This is a genomic window from Modestobacter sp. I12A-02662, assembly GCF_041028325.1.
Classification (GTDB): domain Bacteria; phylum Actinomycetota; class Actinomycetes; order Mycobacteriales; family Geodermatophilaceae; genus Modestobacter.
This window is the reverse complement of record NZ_JABGDE010000002.1, coordinates 375097-393025: the sequence shown is the minus strand read 5'-3', so window position 1 is coordinate 393025 and position 17929 is coordinate 375097. Positions and strand designations below refer to the sequence as shown.

Annotated in this window: 16 protein-coding genes; 8 read left to right on the top strand and 8 right to left on the bottom strand. The window is 75.8% G+C overall.

All coding sequences use genetic code 11. The annotated features are described in order from the left end of the window. The first annotated feature begins 14 nt into the window (after positions 1–14). Positions 15–728 carry a Clp protease N-terminal domain-containing protein gene (locus HL189_RS02340; RefSeq protein ID WP_369132091.1) on the top strand — a complete coding sequence of 238 codons (714 nt, stop codon included), beginning with the start codon at positions 15–17 and terminating at the stop codon, positions 726–728. A gap of 16 nt (positions 729–744) precedes the next feature. Here the strand turns inward: HL189_RS02340 and HL189_RS02335 are convergent, their stop codons facing one another. The 3 genes from HL189_RS02335 to HL189_RS02325 form a co-directional block, all read right to left on the bottom strand. Next, complete coding sequence (locus tag HL189_RS02335) at positions 745–1140, bottom strand: hypothetical protein (protein ID WP_369132090.1); 396 nt, start codon at positions 1138–1140, stop codon at positions 745–747. A 108-nt stretch (positions 1141–1248) separates the two neighbouring features. Next, positions 1249–2823, bottom strand: a complete 1575-nt coding sequence (locus tag HL189_RS02330; RefSeq protein ID WP_369132089.1) for an FAD-dependent monooxygenase — start codon at positions 2821–2823, stop codon at positions 1249–1251. A gap of 99 nt (positions 2824–2922) precedes the next feature. Continuing rightward, a complete protein-coding gene (locus HL189_RS02325) occupies positions 2923–5706 on the bottom strand; it encodes an AAA family ATPase (RefSeq protein ID WP_369132088.1) in 2784 nt (927 codons plus the stop codon). A gap of 343 nt (positions 5707–6049) precedes the next feature. Here HL189_RS02325 and HL189_RS02320 point away from each other — a divergent pair, with 343 nt between their 5' ends. The 7 genes from HL189_RS02320 (at position 6050) to HL189_RS02290 (ending at position 10955) form a co-directional block, all read left to right on the top strand. Next, the gene (locus HL189_RS02320) at positions 6050–6175 is read left to right on the top strand and encodes a hypothetical protein (RefSeq protein ID WP_369132087.1); all 126 of its coding nucleotides are present in this window, start codon (positions 6050–6052) and stop codon (positions 6173–6175) included. 79 nt (positions 6176–6254) lie between these two features. Further along, on the top strand, positions 6255–6587 hold the full coding sequence (locus HL189_RS02315) for a TraR/DksA family transcriptional regulator (RefSeq protein ID WP_369132086.1): 333 nt from the start codon (positions 6255–6257) through the stop codon (positions 6585–6587). A gap of 130 nt (positions 6588–6717) precedes the next feature. Continuing rightward, complete coding sequence (locus HL189_RS02310; RefSeq protein ID WP_369132085.1) at positions 6718–8001, top strand: NAD(P)/FAD-dependent oxidoreductase; 1284 nt, start codon at positions 6718–6720, stop codon at positions 7999–8001. A 349-nt stretch (positions 8002–8350) separates the two neighbouring features. Then, entirely contained in the window at positions 8351–8479 is a 129-nt protein-coding gene (locus HL189_RS02305; protein WP_369132084.1) for a DUF2254 family protein, read from the top strand. Then, complete coding sequence (locus tag HL189_RS02300; protein WP_369132188.1) at positions 8479–9543, top strand: DUF2254 family protein; 1065 nt, start codon at positions 8479–8481, stop codon at positions 9541–9543. The genes HL189_RS02305 and HL189_RS02300 overlap by 1 nt, the downstream gene beginning before the upstream one ends. Positions 9544–9927: 384 nt before the next feature. Next, positions 9928–10116 (top strand): hypothetical protein, encoded by a 189-nt coding sequence (locus HL189_RS02295; RefSeq protein WP_369132083.1) that lies wholly within the window; start codon positions 9928–9930, stop codon positions 10114–10116. Between the two features lie 71 nt (positions 10117–10187). Beyond that, complete coding sequence (locus HL189_RS02290; protein ID WP_369132082.1) at positions 10188–10955, top strand: LLM class flavin-dependent oxidoreductase; 768 nt, start codon at positions 10188–10190, stop codon at positions 10953–10955. Positions 10956–11241: 286 nt separating this feature from the next. On the opposite strand, the gene HL189_RS02285 is transcribed toward HL189_RS02290, so the two are convergent. The 5 genes from HL189_RS02285 to HL189_RS02265 form a co-directional block, all read right to left on the bottom strand. Next, positions 11242–11943, bottom strand: coding sequence for an acetate uptake transporter (locus tag HL189_RS02285; RefSeq protein ID WP_369132081.1), 702 nt, complete (start codon positions 11941–11943; stop codon positions 11242–11244). 274 nt (positions 11944–12217) lie between these two features. Further along, positions 12218–14272 carry a phenylacetic acid degradation bifunctional protein PaaZ gene (paaZ, locus tag HL189_RS02280; RefSeq protein WP_369132080.1) on the bottom strand — a complete coding sequence of 685 codons (2055 nt, stop codon included), beginning with the start codon at positions 14270–14272 and terminating at the stop codon, positions 12218–12220. Positions 14273–14333: 61 nt separating this feature from the next. Then, on the bottom strand, positions 14334–15473 hold the full coding sequence (locus tag HL189_RS02275; RefSeq protein ID WP_369132079.1) for a DUF3500 domain-containing protein: 1140 nt from the start codon (positions 15471–15473) through the stop codon (positions 14334–14336). Positions 15474–15564: 91 nt separating this feature from the next. Continuing rightward, positions 15565–16596 (bottom strand): alcohol dehydrogenase catalytic domain-containing protein, encoded by a 1032-nt coding sequence (locus HL189_RS02270; RefSeq protein ID WP_369132078.1) that lies wholly within the window; start codon positions 16594–16596, stop codon positions 15565–15567. A gap of 48 nt (positions 16597–16644) precedes the next feature. After that, positions 16645–17838 (bottom strand): NAD(P)-binding protein, encoded by a 1194-nt coding sequence (locus HL189_RS02265; RefSeq protein WP_369132077.1) that lies wholly within the window; start codon positions 17836–17838, stop codon positions 16645–16647. Positions 17839–17929: the final 91 nt, after the last annotated feature.

Genomic DNA, 17929 nt, shown 5'->3' with positions numbered 1-17929 from the left:
CCTAGGGTTGACGCATGACCGCCTCCCCCGGCCCTCAGGTCCGCCTCGACGACCTCATCGGCGCGATCGCCGGCGCGCACGCCGAACCCCTCGACCGGCTCACCGACGCCGTCGTGCTGGCCGAGCACCTCGGTGAGGTCGCCGACTCCCTCATCGGCCACTTCGTCGACCAGGCCCGGCGGGCGGGTGCCTCCTGGTCGGAGATCGGCCGGAGCATGGGGGTGACGAAGCAGGCGGCGCAGAAGCGCTTCGTCGCCCGCGGCGAGTCCGGCGTCGCGCCGCTGGACCCCAGTCAGGGGTTCAGCCGGTTCACCGACGAGGCGCGCGCCGCCGTGGTGACGGCGCAGGAGAAGGCCCGCGCGGCCGGCAACGACACCATCACCGTCAACCACCTGGTGCTGGCGCTGGTCGCCGACCCGGGCAGCGCTGCCGCGCGCGCCGTCACCGCCCAGGGCGCCTCGCTGGACGACGTCGTCCGCACCGCCTCGGCCACCCTGCCGCCCGCCGTGGCGACCGTGCCCGACCTCATCCCGTTCGACGCCCACGCCCGCGACGCGCTCGAGCGCACCTTCACGGAGGCCCAGCGCCTGGGCGCCGGATCGATCGGCAGCGAGCACCTGCTGCTCGCCGTCCTGGCCGTCGAGGACGGGACCGGGGTGCTCGCCGCTCTCGGCGTCGGCGCAGCCGCGGTGGAGGCCGACGTCGCCGGGCCGGCCGACCGGTCCTGAGCCGCGTCGCGGGAACTCAGTCGCAGACCAGCCCGGCGTCGGAGACGGCCGCCCGCAGCCGCAGCCGCTCCACGTCGCGGGCCCGCCCGTCCGGCCGGTCGGCCAGCGTGTGCGGCACCGCGAGGAGCAGCGCCGCCTCGACCAGGACGTCGTCGTAGGCAGCCTGCAGGCCACGGCGGCGGGCCATCGGCACACCGGCCGGCACGCGCTCCAGCTGCCGGGCGAGCCGGCGCAGGTCCGCGGCGACGACCTCGATCGGCCGGTGCGGCGGCGGGGCCGGCTCCACCGGTCGCCGGCCCCGGCCCGGCAGCTCCGCGGACCCGAAGGCGAGGCGGGCCAGCCAGCCCATCCCGCCCACGGCGGCGACCACACCTCCGACGATCAGCCCGAGGTGGACGAGAGAGGCAGTCATGTCGCCTCCACTGAGGACTCGACAGGCGCGGAGCCCCACGGTACGTCCGCGGGGCTCCGTCCGGCCGGTCCCGATCGCCGGTCGACCGGTCGGCGGGTGCCGGCCGGCTCACGCCGACAGCTGGGCGACGTCGATCGCGGCCGAGCGCCCGGTCGCCAGGTCGACCGCCGACCCGAGCAGCCCCGCCCGGTCGCCCGCGGCCGAGGAGGTCTGCCAGGCCACGAACCCGTCGGGACGCACCAGGACGGCACCGCGCTCCCCGACGCCGTACCGGAGGGCCAGCGAGCCGTCCGGATCGGGCAGGTCCAGCCCCAACCGGAGCACCGCGAGCGGCGGTCCGCCGGCCGCGAGCTGCTGCGCGGCGGCACACCAGTCGCTGCCCCCCGGGCCGGTGAGCAGCGTCAGCCGGCCGTCGAAGAGGTCGAGCGTGGACATCCGGCGACCGGTCACGTCCAGCCAGACGTGCGGTGCCCGGCGACCGGGCGCGGCCCGCTCACCGATGGTCGCCGGTGGATCGACGTGCTCGGGGGGCGCGATGGCCGCCGACGCGTAGGTGACGCCGAAGTCCTCGCGACCCGACGCCTCGTGCGGGCCCTCGCGCAGCTGGAGCGACCGCAGCGCGTTCGCCAGCCCCACCGGGCGGCGCTCCTCCTCGTAGGTGTCCAGCAGCGCCTCGTCGGCCCAGCCGCGCAGCACCCAGGCGAGCTTCCACGCCAGGTTGTGCGCCGCCGCGATGCCGGTGTTCATCCCGGTGGCCCGCCGCGGCGTCGTCCGGGTCGCCGCGTCCCCGACCAGGAACACCGGACCGCTGCGGAAGCGCGCGGCGTTCTCGGCGGCGAACGCCCAGGCGAAGACGCCCTGGACCTCGACGTCGAGATCCGGGAGGCCGGCGGACGCGCGGATGCGCTCGGCCACCTGCTCGGGGGTGGGCATGGCGACGTCGTCGGCCCCCGCGTCCCAGCCGTACCCCCAGCGGTGCCGGCCGGAGGCGACGAAGAGCCCCTCCGCACCGGGTGCCGTCACCCAGTGCAGCGCGAACGGCGGGTCCGGGACCACCGCGTCCAGGTCGGCGGCGAACTGCGCCGTCAGGTGCCACCCCTCCGACCCCAGGTGCTCCATCTCGATGCCCAGCGCACGGCGCACGCTGCTGCGCGGGCCGTCCGCGCCGACCAGGTACCGGGCGCGGACCTCGTACTCCGCCGCGGAGCCGGCCCGGGGACGCAGCCTCGCCCGCACGCCGCCGTCGTCGATCCCGAAGCCCGCCAGTTCGGTGCGGAAGCGCACCTCCCCGCCGCGGTCGGTCACGTGCTCGAGCAGCACCGGCTCGAAGTCGTCCTGCGGGACGAAGGCGAACGACGTCGGGCTCATCGTGGCGACGTAGTGCGCGGCGGGGGCGCCGAGGGACTCCACCGCCACCAGGGGAGCGGCCAGCACGGAGGAGATCCCCAGCTCCAGCCGGACGTCCTGACCAACCGCGAGGACGCGCTGCTCCAGGCCCCAGGACCGGAGGATCTCCATGGTCCGCGGCCGGACGCCGGACGCCTTCGGGAAGATCGACGTACCCGCGTGCTTCTCGACGACCAGGACGCGGATCCCGGCCCGGGCGAGGCCGGCGGCGGTGGTGAGACCCGCCGGGCCGGCACCGACGACGAGGACGTCGTAGGTCTGGTGGTCATGGGACATCAGGAGCTCTCCCCGGTCGGGTGCGGTCGTGTGCGCTCCACGGTCGCCGGGGGGGACGTGCGAGCGGATCCGTACCGGCCACGGAGTTAAGCGACCCGGCTACGGGGTCAGTGCGGCGACCCGGCTGCGGAGCTGGCCGCGGTCGGCGGCGCCGAGCTTGGCCAGCAGGCTCGCCACGTGGGTCTCGACGGTGCGGGGCGAGAGGTACAGCCGGGCGGCGATCTCGGCGTTGGTCAACCCCGAGGACACCAGGGTGAGGACGTCCATCTCGCGGCTGGTGACGCCGGCGGCGCGCAGGACGCCGGGCACGGCCGACGTGCCGCGGCCGCGCCGGGTCGGCGCGCCGGCCCGCTTGAGCAGGTCCCGGCAGGTGCGGGCCAGCTGGTGCTCGCCGGCCCGCTCGTGCTCGGCCAGGTCGTGGCGGAGCAGCGGCACCGGATCGCCCCAGCCGTCGGCGACCGCGGCCTCGAGGGCCAGCAGGCGCAGCAGCCGGTGCAGCCAGGGCACGCCGGCGAGGTCGACCTCCCCCCGGGCGAAGAGCGCCACGGCCTCGTCGGGACGGCCCCGGCGCCCGGCGGCGACGGCGTCGGCGTAGTGCAGCGCCCCCCGGTTGGCCGGCCGCAGCACCGCCGGCAGCTCGCGGAGCACGTCCCGGGCGGCCGCTCCCCGGTCGTCGACCGCCGTCCGCAGCAGCGCCCACAGCCCGAACTGGTGCAGCGGTGCGGCCACCCGGTGCCCGACCAGGCGGGTGAGGCCCACGTCGAGCACCGCGTTGGCGCCGGCGAGGTCGTGCGCCAGCAGCAGGGGGAGGGCGCGGACGCCGGCCACCAGCGGGTCGGCATCCGGCCAGGCCGCGGAGAACGGGAGCCGGGCCAGCGCCGCCTCCATGCCCGCCGGGTCCCCCGACGCGGCCCGGGCGAGGGCGACGCCGAACGCGCTGGCCGCCTGCACCTCCGGCATGCGCAGCCGCGTCCCCCGGTCGAGGAGCACCCGGGCCGGCTCCTCCACGGCCCGCGGGCCCCGCTCGACGACGACCGAGTCGAAGAGGATGACGTCGGCGGCGCTGGCCTGGCCGAGCAGACCAGCCGCCGCGGCCAGCTCCCTGGCCCGGGGCAGCGCCTGCGAGACCTCGCCCTCCAGCAGCTCCACCGTCCCCAGCCCGAGCAGGGCGGTGACCAGCTGCGGGACGAGCCGGTGTTCCTCGGCCACCTGCCCGGCCCGGGAGAACGCGGCCCGCGCGGCCGGTGGGCTGCGCAGCCGGGCCACCCGGCCGGCGACGTCCAGCGCCTCGCAGAGGACGGCGGGACCGCCGGACCCCTCCGCCCGCGTCACCGCAGCGGTGGCCAGCGGGCCGGCGCGCTCGACGTCGCCGGCGCCGAACGCGGCATCGGCGGCCAGCAGCAGCGAGCGCGGGTCCTCCGGGCGTCCGGCCCGCTGGACGTAGTCCTCGGCGTCCCGCCACCGCCGGGCGGCCACGGCCGTGCGGGCCAGCCGCAGGCACAGCTCGGCGTGCAGCTCGCCCGTCGCCGACGGCAGCGCCTCTACCCCGGCGTCCAGCGCCTCCCCGATGCGGCCGACGGCGGTCAGCACGGCGACCCGTTCGATGGCCACCTCAGCCGGAGCGGCGCCCGTCCGGGCCGCCTGGTCGAGCAGCTGCTCGGCCCGCCGCAGCGCGCCGGTCGCCCGGTCCTGTCGCGCCAGCCCCAGGAAGAGGGTCGCGGCCCGGTCCCGGTCGTCGCCCTCGGCGAGGAGCTCGGCGGCACGGGCGACGTCCTCGGCCCGGCCGCGGGCCAGCAGGGCCTCGGCGGCCCGCCGGGCCAGGGCCGCACGTTCGGGCGGGAGCAGGCCGGCGAGGACGGCCTCGCGCATCAGCGCGTGGCGCCAGCGCAGCCGGCCGGCGTCCTCGTGGAGCAGGTGGGCGTCTGCGGCGGCACGGGCGGCGCCGAGCACGACGTCCTCCGGCCGGCCGACCACCGTCGGCAGCAGCTCCCAGTCGGGGTCCGTGCCGGTCACGGCGGCCGCCCGCAGGCACTCCTGCGCCATGGCGTCGAGGCGGCCGAGCCGGCGCCGGACCAGCGCGGTCATCGTCCGCGGGACCGACGGCCCCGGGAGGCCGGACGGCCCCGGGACGCGGGCCGTCCGTACCGCCTCGTCGACGAGCTCCTCGGCCAGCAGGGGCAGCCCGTCGGCCCGCGCGACGAGCGGGGCGAGCTCGTCCGCGCCCAACCGGTGGGCCGCCCGCTGGTCGGCGAGTGCAGCGAGCTCCGCCGCGCTCAGCCGGGCGAGGGGCACGGTGCGGACACCGGGGCCGGCGGTCAGCCGGTCCACCGCAGCGGACCCCGGCTCGTCGTCGCGCGCGGACGCCGCCACCAGCACGGGCCGGTCGCGCAGCCGATCGGCGAGGTACTCCAGCAGCGCCAGCGTGTCGGCGTCGGCCCAGTGCAGGTCCTCGAGCACGAGCAGGCAGGGTCCGCCGACCAGCGCGTCCAGCACCCGGACGACCGCCTCACCCAGGACGAGCACCGGGTCGACGCTGCCCTCGGGCGCGGTCGCGGAGACCGTGGCCCAGCCGGGCAGCAGGCGGCCGAGGGCGGCGCGGTACGGCGCGGGCACGGTCGCCGGGTCCAGGTCGCCGGCTCCCCCGCGCAGCAGTGCCTCGGTCAGCGGCCGGTAGGCGCCCCCGGAGTCCGTGGCCCGTCCGCGGAGGACCTCCACCCGGTGCTCCCGAGCCAGCCCCGCCGCCTCGGTGAGCAGCCGGGACTTCCCGACCCCGGCCTCTCCGACGACCAGCAGGACCCCGCCGCTGCCCGCGCCGACGCGCGTGACGGCGGACCGCACGACGGCCATGGCGTCGGCCCGGCCGATCAGTGGCGCCGCGTCCACCCCTCCGTCCTACCGCTCGGGACGCACGGTGTCACCGCTCCCCGGCCCGCCGGCTGCCGCAGGGGGCGTGGCGCGACCGAGGAAGTTGCCGGTGGTCGGCAGCTCCGGTCCGCGCCGGTTGGCCGGTCGTTGCCCTTTCCCGGCCAACCGCGGGCGGGCAGGCTGAGCTCAGACCCGCGGAGGCGCTGGGGCGAGCCCGACTCCGAGCCCTTCGACCGCGCCCGTGCCGCCGACCCACGACCGACGGCGACCCACCGCGACCCACGGCGACCAGGAGGTGATCCCGGATGCGCGCACCCATGACCGGGCCCACCGCTCCGGTCACCCTCCGGCGACCCCGCGGGTGCCGTCCGTCGCCGGTTCCCGGCGGGCGCGGCTGGCCCTGGCGATGAGCCTGCGCGCGCGTGGCCTGCGCGGCCTGGACGTGCTGCGCCGCAACTCGGACCGGGCGCCGCCCGGGGTTCGCTGACCCCCCACCGGGCCCCGTCCCCGTCCTCCGCGTCCCGCTCCGGCGGGACGCGTTCGTTCGTCGTCCCAGGAGAACACCCATGACCGCACTGCTCCCCACCGCTGCTCCCACCTCTGCGACCTCGGCTCCGGACTGGGCGCCCTTCCGGGCCCTGCTGGAGACCCACCGCGCCGACTGCGTCGACCAGCGCGAGCTCGCCCTGGCCGAGACGGTCACCTCGGTGCCCGATGCCGTCGCCCTCAGCCGGGCCGCCACCCTGCTCCACACGATCGAGGAGATCGACGCCGCGCTGGCCCGGCTGGACGCCGGCACCTACGGCCGGTGCGTGCACTGCGATTCGCCCATCCCCCTGGAGCGGCTGGAGTTCCGCCCGTTCGCCGCCGGCTGCGTCTCCTGCCAGCAGACGCGCTGAGCGACGCGTGGCCGCCGCACCCCCGCAGCCGCCTTTCCCCTGACACCACGGGCCCGACCGGCACCCGCCCGTCGAGGCGGCGAGCCCGGCCACACCAGTCCCCCGGCCCACCGCCGGGGAAGGAGCGGACATGCCTTCCTCCCACGATCAGCACACCCCGGCGTTCGCGCCCGGCACCCCGCGGCAGGTCGCCGTCGTGGGAGCCGGGATGGTCGGCCTCGCCACCGCCTGGTTCCTCCAGGAGTCCGGCGTGCACGTCACCGTCTACGAGCGCGACTCCGTCGGCGCCGGCGCCTCCTGGGGCAACGCCGGATGGCTCACCCCGGCGCTGACCGCGCCGCTGCCGGAGCCGGCCGTGCTGCGCTACGGCCTGCGCGCGGTCGCGAGTCCCCGGTCGCCGGTGTACCTGCCGCTGCGCGCCGACCGGACGCTGCTGCGCTTCCTGACCGGCTTCGTCGCGCACAGCACCCCGCGTCGGTGGCGGGCGGGCATGGACGCCTACGTGCCGCTCAACGAGCGGGCGCTGGAGGCGTTCGACGTCCTCGCCGCCGGGGGTGTGCTCGCCCAGACCCACGAGGCGCGGCCCTTCCTGGCCTGCTTCGCCCGGGAGCGGCAGGCCGCACCGCTGCTCGCCGAGCTGGAGGCCATCCGGGACGCCGGCCAGGACGTCTCCTTCTCCCCGGTGACCGGCTGGCGGGCGCGGGCCGTCGAGCCGGCGCTCACCGACCGGGTGGGTGCCGCGGTGCAGATCGCCGGCCAGCGCTTCGTGCACCCGCCCGAGTACGTCCGCGCCCTCGGCCAGGGCGTGCGCGCCCGTGGCGCGGAGGTCATCGAGGGCACCGGCGTGGCCGACCTCGAGCACACCGGGAGCGGGGTCACCGTCGTCACCACCACCGGCGAGCGGCACCGCCACGACGCGGTCGTCGTCGCCACCGGCGCCGAGCTCGGGCGGCTGGCCGGCCCGTTCGGCGTCCGGCAGCCCGTCCAGGCCGGTCGCGGGTACAGCTTCAGCGTGCCGGCCGAGCACCTGCCCCGCGGACCGCTGTACTTCCCGGCCCAGCGGGTGGCGTGCACGCCGCTGAGCGGCCGACTGCGGGTGGCCGGGATGATGGAGTTCCGCCGCCCCACCGACCCGCTCGACCCTCGGCGCATCGCCGCCATCGTCGACGCCGTCCGACCGTTCCTCAGCGGGGTCGACCTCGACGACCGGCGCAACGAGTGGGTCGGCTCCCGCCCCTGCACTCCCGACGGGCTGCCGCTGGTCGGCGCCACCGCCGCCCCGCGGGTGTTCGTCGCCGGCGGGCACGGCATGTGGGGCATCGCGCTCGGCCCGATCACCGGGCAGCTGCTGGCCCAGACGGTGCTCAAGGGCGAGGCCCCGCCGGAGCTCGCCCCGTTCGACCCGCTGCGCTGACGCCCGCCATCCCCGGGGAGCCGCCCGTGCCCGCCGTCCCCGCCCCCCTCCCGACCGGGTGCCCCTCGGTCCGGCCGACGGCTCCCACCCGCCGCCGCGGGGCAGCGGGACCCCGGCCCGCCCGCGACCCACGCCGCGACGGCCTGCGCCGACGCGCCGGCAGCGGGTGTGCCGGTGAGCCGCGTGCGGTCCCCGCTGCCCATGCGGCTGACCGCCGCGGCCTACCGGTTCCGGGAGAGCCTGTTCGCGCTGCCGGCCCTGATCGTGGTCGGCGGGATCGTCCTGGCCGAGGCCGCCGGCGCGGTCGACCGGGCCGTCGGCGAGCCGGGGCGTGCCCGGCACGCTGACGATGAGCAGCAGCACCGCCGCCTGGCTGCTCAGCACGGTCGCCGGCGCGATGATCACCACCGCGGGGGTGGTGTTCTCCCTGACGGTCGTGAGCCCGCAGCTGGCCAGCAGCCAATCTCCCCGCGGGTGATGCGGTCGTTCATCCGCGACCGCCTCAGCCAGGTCGTCATCGGCCTGCTGATCGCCACGTTCGTCTACTGCCTGCTCATCCTGCGCCGCGTCGACGGCGACGGGCCAGGGCCGGCTCCCCGCATCTCGCTGACCGTGGCCGTGCTGCTCACCGTGGTCACCGTCCTGCTGATCGTGGCGCACCTGGACCACCTCGCCCACGGGCTGCAGGTCGGCGAGGTCGTCCGGCGGATCTCCGGCGAAGGGGAACAGGTCCTCCGGGCCTCCCGGCGGGCGACGGACGCCGAGCAGCCGGCCGAGGCCCGCACCCCGCCCGCCGGCAGCCGCACGATGCCGGTCCCGGCGCCCCACGACGGGTGGATCACCCAGGCGCCCAGCGACCGGCTGCTCGCCGCCGTCCCGCCCGGCACCACCGTGCGGCTGGAGACCCGGGGAGGGGCCTACATCCACGCCGGCGAGGCACTGGTCACCGTGTGGCCGGTGCCCGGCGAGGCGGAGGTCGTCGGGCGCCGGCTGACGGCCTCGGTGCTGATCGCCGACTCCCGCACCATGCAGTACGACGTGGACTTCGCCCTGCGCCAGCTGGTCGACATCGGCCTGCGCGCGCTGAGCGCGGCGATCAACGACCCGACCACCGCGGTCGAGGTGACGCTGCGGATCGGCAGCCTGCTCCGCCGGCTGCTGGTCACCGAGCCACCGGCCGAGGCGATCGCCGGGGACGGCGGCCGGCTGCTGCTGCGGCCGTGGGAGCTCTCACCGGAGGAGTTCATCGCGCACGGGTTCGACCAGCTGCGGCAGGCCGCCCCGGCCCAGCCGCAGGTGGCCGCGGCGCTGCTGCGCGTGCTGCGCATGCTCGTCGACCACGTCGAGCAGGCCGGGCGGGCCGAGCTCGTGCCGGCGCTGCAGGGCCAGGCCGACCAGCTGCTCGACGCCCTGCGCCGGACCCCCGACCTGCACCCGGCCGACCTCGCCCGGCTCGAGGCGATCGCCGCCGACGCCGACCCCGCCGACCACAGCGACCGCTGGACCGTCACCGATCAGCAGGGGTCGGTCCACGGTCGCTGAACGGGCGGGGGGCCGCGGCTGGACCGTGCACCGCGGTCTTCTGGCGCAGCAGCCTCGATGGCGTAGTACCGCTCGACGTCGTCCCAGATCCGCTGTTCGTGAGTGCTGAGCACGGTCCACCTCCTGCTCCCACCATGCCGCCGCGACGACCGGTGGACCAGTGCCGCCACCGGTGAGCTGGTGTAGGACGGCCTTGCCGACGGCAGGCAACGGGAACGGGACCCGCGGGCCGCATCGACCCGGCACGACGACCGACGACCGGCAGTGCGGGACGGCTGGCCGGCGTCGGGCGACGACGGGCCGCCGACCGCCGTCCACCGGGCCGGCCGCGGCACCCCCGGGGCCGCTCCACCCCCGGCGCCCCCGCTCGGCTACCGTCGGGGCATGCCGCTGATCTTCCACTGGGGCGGCCCCCGGCACGGCGAGATCGCCGACGTGCCCGCCGCCGCGCTCGCCTCCGCGGTGCTGGTCTACGACGGCCCCCGCTGGTTCGGCGTCTACGAACGCTTTCAGCCGATCCAGGTGCGCGACACCCCCGAGGGACCCGCCGAGGTGTGGGTGGTCCGCGAGTAGCGGGTGCCCCACCCGGGACGACGCCGTTGGCTACGGTCGGCCGCGTGCGAGTGGGTCTCAGCGTCCCCGTCATGGACGAGCCGTCCGCCCTGGTGGACCTCGGCACCGCCGCGGAGGCGAACGGGTGGGACGGCGTGTTCCTGTGGCACCACGTCGTCGGCACCCCCGACTTCGCGGTGCCCATCTCCGACGCGTGGGTGCTGCTCGGGGCGCTGGCGGCGCGGACCGAGCGGATCCTCCTGGGCACGACGATCACGGCCCTCCCCCGGCACCAGCCGCAGGAGGTCGCCCGCCAGGCGGTCACCCTCGATCGGCTGTCCGGTGGCCGGATGGTCCTCGGCGTCGGTCTCGGCGAGCCGCCCGCGGAGTACACCGCGCTCGGCCGCAGCGCGGACCGCCGCACCCTCGCCGGCATGCTCGACGAGGGGCTGGAGGTCGTGTCGGGACTGTGGTCGGGCCGGCCGTTCACCCACCACGGCGCGCACTACACGTTCGACGACGTGCAGTTCCTGCCGCCGCCGCTCCAGCTGCCGCGCATCCCGGTGTGGGTGTCGGCGATCACCCGCAACGAGCGCACGCTGGGCCGGGCCGCGCGGTGGGACGGCGTCCTGCTCGGCAGCATGACGGAGGACGGCGGGATGGCCGTGCTCCCCGCCGAGGCGGTGGCCGAGGTCGCCGCCCGTCCGGATGCGCCCGCCGACATCGTCGTGGCCGCGCCCGCCGGGACCGATCCCGCCGCGTACGAGGACGCCGGTGCCACCTGGGTGCTCCTCACCGGCTGGCTCGACGAGCTGCGCGAGCTGGCGTCGGCACCGGTACCCGGGCACCGGGCCGGGTAGCGGCCGGGGCCGTGGCCATCCCGATGAGTTCGGCTACGACGAGGCCGGCGGTGAGCTCCGCTCCCACTTCTCCGGCGCCGGCGGGGAGATCTTCGAGTACACCTATCGGCTCGAGGGTGACCTCCTCACCATCTGGTTCGGCGGACCGGGCTCACCGGCCCGCTTCGAGGGGCGGTTCGACGCCGACGGCACGACCGACTCCGGCGCACGGCAGTGGCCGGGCGGGGGCTACTAGTCCGCGATGACCCGCGCCGCCTGACGTGGTCGAGCGGACCGTCCCGGCGGGTCAGAGCCGGTACAGCGGCGGGTTCGGCAACACCGCGCGCCCGAAGGTCGACGCGGCCACCCCGGCGAGGCACGCGTACCAGGCGACTGCGGCGGTGACGAGGCCCAGGTAGCCGCCGACCCTGGTCATCCCTTCGCTGTGCGCCACGTCCCCGAGACCGAGCACGAAGAACGTCGCAGCGAGGAGTGTGAAGAGCAGGGCCAGCGCCGCGGTGGTGCGCAACGAGGCCACCCACAGGATCACCGTGAAGATGCCCCAGCCGATCAGGTACCAGCCGACCACGCTCGCCCGGTCGTCGGCGTCCGGGATGTCCGCCGCGTAGAAGGTGACGAACGCCCAGAACGAGAGCCAGAAGGCGCCGTAGGACGTGAAGGCGGTCGCGCCGAAGACGTTGCCCTTCCGGAACTCCCACATGCCGGCGAGCACCTGGGCGGCGCCACCGTAGGCGAGTGCGACGCCGAAGACGATCGGCTCGCCCGCCGCCGGCAACAGACCGGCGTTGAACAGGCTCAGCAGGAACGTCGTCAGCGCGAAGCAGCCGAGGCCGAGCGGCGCCGGGTCGGCGATCATCCGGACGTTCTCCGAGGCGAGTTCCCTGGCCATCGCGACCCGACCGGCGGTCGGGTCGCTCAGGTCCGCCAGGAACTCGCCGCCGGCGTCGACGTTCCGCGTCCCCGGGTGCGTTGCCGCCTCTCGTGCCACGACGGGCCCTCCTGATCAACGCTGGGAGATGGCACGGCTGGACGCCCGGCCGGCGGGAGTACGGCCTCTGCGGTCCCTCGAGCCGACGGTCGTGGCCGAGGCTCTCGGCGTCACCTCGCGATCGGGCGCCTTCCTGCACGACAGTGACGACGACCGCAGCCGACCGTCAAGACCGCTCGGCGTGTCGGAGCGTCGGCGGAGACACCCCTCGCTGAACGGCCTGATCCCGTAGCGGCCCGTCCCCGGACCGGGGTCGGGGGCAGCACCCGGGCAGTCAGCCCGCCGGCGGCCAGGTCTTGGCGACCATCGTCAGGACGTCGTAGGTCGCCACGGGCCGGCCCTCGGTGTCCACGACGACGGCATCCCACCGCACCTCGCCGTGGTCGGCGTCCCCGCGGGGGGTGATCTGCTTCGCCGTCAAGGTGACGGTCAGCTCCTCCCCGGGCTTGACGGGGGTGAGGAAGCGCAGGTTGTCCACGCCGTAGTTGGCCAGCACCGGGCCCGGGTCGGGGTCGACGAACAGGCCGGCGGCCCAGCTGACGATGAGGTAGCCGTGCGCGACGCGGCCGCCGAAGAGCGGGTTGGCCGCGGCCGCCTCCTCGTCCGTGTGCGCGTAGAAGGTGTCGCCGGTGAACTCGGCGAAGTGCTCGATGTCTTCGAGCGTCACCGCGCGCGGGCCGGCGGTCACCGAGTCGCCGATGCGCAGTTCGGCCAGCGACTTGCGGAAGGGGTGCACGGCGTCCCCGGTGCGGCGAGCGCCCGTCACCCAACGGCTCCCGATCGCGGTGAGCATGTCGGGTGAGCCCTGGACGGCGGTGCGCTGCATGTGGTGCAGCACGCCGCGGATGCCGCCGAGTTCCTCTCCGCCGCCGGCCCGGCCCGGGCCACCGTGGACCAGCATCGGCAGCGGGGAGCCGTGCCCGGTGTTCTCCTCCGCGTCGTCCCGGTCGAGCACCAGGATGCGGCCGTGGGCGTGCGCGGCGCCGCGGACGAACTCGCGGGCGACCGACTCGTCGTGGGTGACGAGGGACCCGACCAGGCTGCCCTGCCCGCGCGCGGCCAGCTCGACGGCGTGCGCGATGCCGTCGTAGGGCAGCACGGTGCTCACCGGGCCGAACGCCTCGACGTCGTGCGGCTCGACTGCCGAGACGTCGTCGCAGCGCAGCAGCATCGGCGGCAGGAAGGCCCCCCGGTCCGGATCGGCACCGACCACCTCGAAGTGCTCCGGGTCGCCGGCGACGAGCTCGGCGACCCCGCGCAGCGCCTTGAGCGAACGCAGCACCTCCTCCCGCTGGTCGAGGCTGGCGAGCGCGCCCATGGTCACGCCCTCGGCTCCGGGCGCTCCGACGACGACCTCGTCCAGCCGCGCCCGGGTCGCCTCCACGACGTCGTCCACCAGTGCCCGGGGGACCAGCGCGCGGCGGATCGCCGTGCACTTCTGGCCCGCCTTGACGGTCATCTCGGTGACCAGCTGCGCCACGAAGAGCGCGAACTCCGGCGTCCCCGGGGTGGCGTCGGGGCCCAGCACCGAGCAGTTCAGCGAGTCGGCCTCGGCGTTGAACCGCACGGAGTTGGCCACCACGGCCGGGTGGCTGCGCAGCTTGCGCGCGGTGGTCGCCGAACCGGTGAAGAACACCAGGTCCTGGCCGGCCAGGCCGTCGAGCACGCCGGCCGCGCTGCCGGCGAGCAGCTGCAGCGACCCCTCGGGCAGCAGCCCGGACGCCACGATCTCCCGGACGACCGCCTCGGTGAGGTAGGCGGTCTGGCTGGCCGGCTTCACGATCGTCGGGACGCCGGCGAGGAAGGCCGGGGCGAGCTTCTCGAGGAAGCCCCACACCGGGAAGTTGAAGGCGTTGATCTGGACCGCCACCCCGCGCAGCGGCGTGTAGAGGTGCTGGCCGGCGAACGTACCGCGCCGGCCGAGCGGCTCGACCGGGCCGTCGAGGACGACGGTGTCGTCCGGCAGCTCCCGCCGCCCCTTGCTGGCGTAGGACAGCAGCGTGCCGAAGCCGCCGTCGACGTCCACCACGCTGTCCCGGTCGGTGGCGCCGGTCCGGCGGGACAGGGCGTGGAACCGGTCCTTGCCGGCCATCAGCCGCAGGCCCAGCTGCTTGAGCAGGGCGGCGCGCTGGTGGAACGTGAGCTCGCGCAGCGCCGGGCCGCCCACCGTGCGGGCGTGGTCGAGCATCGCCGCCACGTCGAGGCCGGTGCTGCTGACGCGGACGACGGTCTGCCCGGTCACCGCGTCGGCGATCGGGATGCCGTCGTCCGGCGCGCCGTACCACCGACCGGCGACGTAGCTCTCGAGCAGGGGCGCGGTGGCGGTCATGTCGACATCCTCGTCACCCAGCAGTCGGCAGTCGAGTCCGGCCGGCGGGGCGAGGGCCGTCTCAGCGGTGCGCCTCCCGCAGGTGCTGGCGCAGGGCGTCGAACCCGAAGTCGCCCTCCGGATCGCGCCAGACGGTGTGGACGTGGTTCACGTCGCGCTGGGTGTTGTCGTACTCGACGAGCAGCCGGGGGCCCTGCAGTCGGTAGTAGTGCGGCTCGTGCCGCGCCGTGCCGCCCGCCCAGGCGAAGTGGACCCGGTCGAGCCGGTCACCGGCGAACTTCGCCGCCTCCCGGTCGGCGAGCTCGTCGGGGATGCGCCCGAGGTAGACGCCGAGCAGCGCGCGCAGCTGCTCCTTCTGCGCGGGCGTCAGGTCGGCCGCGGGCACGCCCCTCGGGCGGGTGGTCAACCGGACCGCCTCGTGGTCCTCCGGCCGCAGTCCGGCCTTCTCCTCGGATCCGCGGTGCATGGCCTCGACCCGCTCGGCGAGGCCCGGGTCGGTGAAGTGGTCCCGCCACACGTCGGGCAGCCGCATCACCTGCTCCCCGTCGCCGATCCGCGGCCGGTTGCCACCGACGATGTCGACGGGGGCGGTGCCGGCGAGCAGCGCGCGCCCGGTCTGGGCCGCGTCGAGGGACCGCACCAGGTCACGAGCGAGGTCCTCGGCGCCGGCGAGCGGGCGCAGCGGGTGCGGGCCGAGAAGCGGCGACTCCGCCGGGTCCGCGCCCAGGAAGCACGGCGTGGTCGCCCGCACCTCGCCGTCCACGACCAGGAGGTTGAGCGAGACGTGGTGGCCGCCGAACCGCCACGACCAGGGGCCGCGGCCGGCCGGGTCGCCGAAGACGCGCAGCCAGTACAGCTGGGGATCGCGGCCCCGCTCCCGCCCCCAGCCGACCTGCCAGCCCTCCACCTGGTCGAGGACGTTCTCCAGCCCCATGATCGTCGACACCGTGACGTAGCCGGCGGAGGACAGCCCGGTCGCGACGAGCTGCATCGCGAGGCTCTGCTGCGCGGGGCGCATGTCCCGCAGCGGCAGCCCGCCGTGGTCGGTGGGCGTGTAGAACCAGCGCAGCCGTTCGCCGTCGGGCTCCCAGGCCCACGCCGCCCGCCCGAGCTGCTCGTCGTCCAGGCTGGCCAGCCAGGCACGCGCGGCGGTCGACATCCGGCCGGCGGGGGTCCCGGCGCCGCCGCGGACCCCCGTCACGCCCGGTCCCCGGCCCGGCGCCGGCCGCCGCGGCGGGGGTCGTGTCGGGTCCTCACCTGGCTCCTCGTCTCTCGGGGTGGTCGCCCGGACCTCAGGTGGTCAGGACGACCTTGAGGGCGTCCGTCTCGGCCGAGCGCGTGAACGTGTCGTAGCCGGACATGATCTCGTCGAGCTCCAGCCGGTGGCTGATCATGGGCGTCGCGTCGAGCGCACCGGTGGCGATCGAGTTGAGCAGCTGCGGGATGGTGAGTCCCGACGGGATGCCGGTGGTCAGCGTGATCTGCTTGGCCCACAGGGTCTCCAGGTGCAGGGTGGCCGGTCCCTCGTGGACGCCGATGTTGGCGATGTGGCCGCCGGAACGCACCAGCGACGCGGTCAGCTCGAACGCGTCCGGGTAGCCCACCGCCTCGATCGACACGTCGGCGCCTAGACCGTCGGTCAGCTCGGCGACGGTGGCCGCGGCCTGGCTCTCCTCGACGGCGTGCGTGGCCCCGAACTTGAGCGCGGTCTCCCGCCGGAACGCCGACCGCTCCACGACGACGATGTTGCGGGGCGAGAAGAGCTTCGCCGTCACCACGGTGGACAGCCCGACCGGGCCGGCGCCCACGATGACGACCGTGTCCCCGGGGCGGACCTGACCGCGCAGGACACCGACCTCGTAGCCGGTGGCGAGGATGTCGGAGAGGAAGAGCACCTGCTCGTCGGTGAGCCCGTCGGGGATGCGGTGGACGGAGTTCTGCGCGAACGGGATCCGGGCGTACTGGGCCTGCACGCCGTCGATGGTGTTGCCGAGGGCCCAGCCGCCGTGGAGGCACTGCCCGTACATGCCGACGGTGCAGAAGCGGCAGTAGCCGCAGGCCGAGACGCAGGACGCGATCACGCGGTCACCCGGACGGACGTTGCGGACCGACCGGCCGACCTCCTCCACGACCCCGGTGGCCTCGTGCCCCAGCACGGTGCCCGGCTGCACGGTGGGCACGCCGCCCTTGATGATGTGCGAGTCGGTGCCGCAGATCGTGGTGTGCGTGACCCGCAGCAGGATGTCCCCGTCGTCCACCAGCCCGGGGTCCGGGTGGTCGCGGTACTCGATCTGACCCGGGCCGTCGTAGACGAGCGCCTTCATGACATCTCCTCTGTTCGTCTCCGCCCTGTTGCGGAGGGGCTGGGTGGTTCAGACACCGGGGGCGTACAGGCCGAAGCGCAGCGCCGGGTCCCCGGGCGTCCACGTGTTCGTGACCTGCGAGCGGGTGCCCATGGCGGCCACGCGGTCGATGAGCTGGTTGCCCAGCGCCAGCTGGTCGGGCTCCCAGGCCCGCAGTGCGGCCGGGACGTCGCCGTCGCCCTTGGCCAGGTGGTCGTGCAGCGCCCAGGCGTCGGCCGCCGCCTTCGCCGTCCCGGCGGCGGCGTGGGGGCGAGCAGCGAAGGCGGCGTCGCCGATGAGGGCGACCCGCCCGATGGCCATCCGCGGCACCCGCACGTCCATCACGGTCTGCAGGTACGGCTGCTCGGTCTGCTGCACGACCTCGGCCATCGCCGGCGGCAGCGTGCCGGCGGCGGCGGCGCGCAGCTCGTCCACGAACCGCTGCTGGACCCGGCCCGGGTGCACCGAGACCTCTCCGACGAAGCCACCCACGTCGGTGACCAGCTCCAGCCAGGCCGCACCCGCCGGGACGTTGCGGTACCAGACGTAGTTGAGCAGCCGCCTCCCCGGCGTGACGGCGCCGTCGAGGCCGGGGATCGGGTAGAGGACCATGTGGGTGCCCGGCGCGACGCCGTAGGTCAAGGCGTCGGACACCAGCTCCCTGGTCCCGTCGCTGACCTGGTCCTCGGGGACAGTTCCGCGCCATCCGACGTATCCGGCGTACTCCCGCCGGACGTCCGGGAACAGCGCGCGACGGGCCGTGGAGGAGATGCCGTCGGCGAAGACGACGAGGTCGGCGCGCTCGACGCGGCCGGTGGTGAAACGCAGTTCCACGCCGTCGTCGTGCTGGTCGAAGCCGGCGCAGTGCTCCCCGAGGTGGTACCGCTCCCGGCCGAAGTCGCCCAGCAAGGCCCGGTAGAGGGTCCCCCACGACGTGTATCGGTGTGGCGCCTCCTCGTCGTGCTGCAGCTCGTCGTCCGGGCCGAGGTACCGCAGGCGGCTGGTGGTGGTGCACAGCTGGTCGAGCCCGGAGCCGCTGTGCTCCTCGAACCAGCGGCCGGTGATCGGCTGCAGGACGATCCCGCCGCCGCGGTTGTCCAGCTCGGCCGGCGTCCGCTCGTACACGTCGACGGTGAAGCCGAGCCGGTCCAGCAGCAGTGCGGCCGTGAGGCCGCCGATCGACCCGCCGACCACGGCCGCTCGCTGCCCCGCACAGGTGGTCACGTCCACGCGCTCCCGTCGCTCCGGTGGGTCGAGTGTTGACCAGGTCACAGCGGGCCGCGTATGTGTGGAGCAACAGCACCGGGGCCTCCGC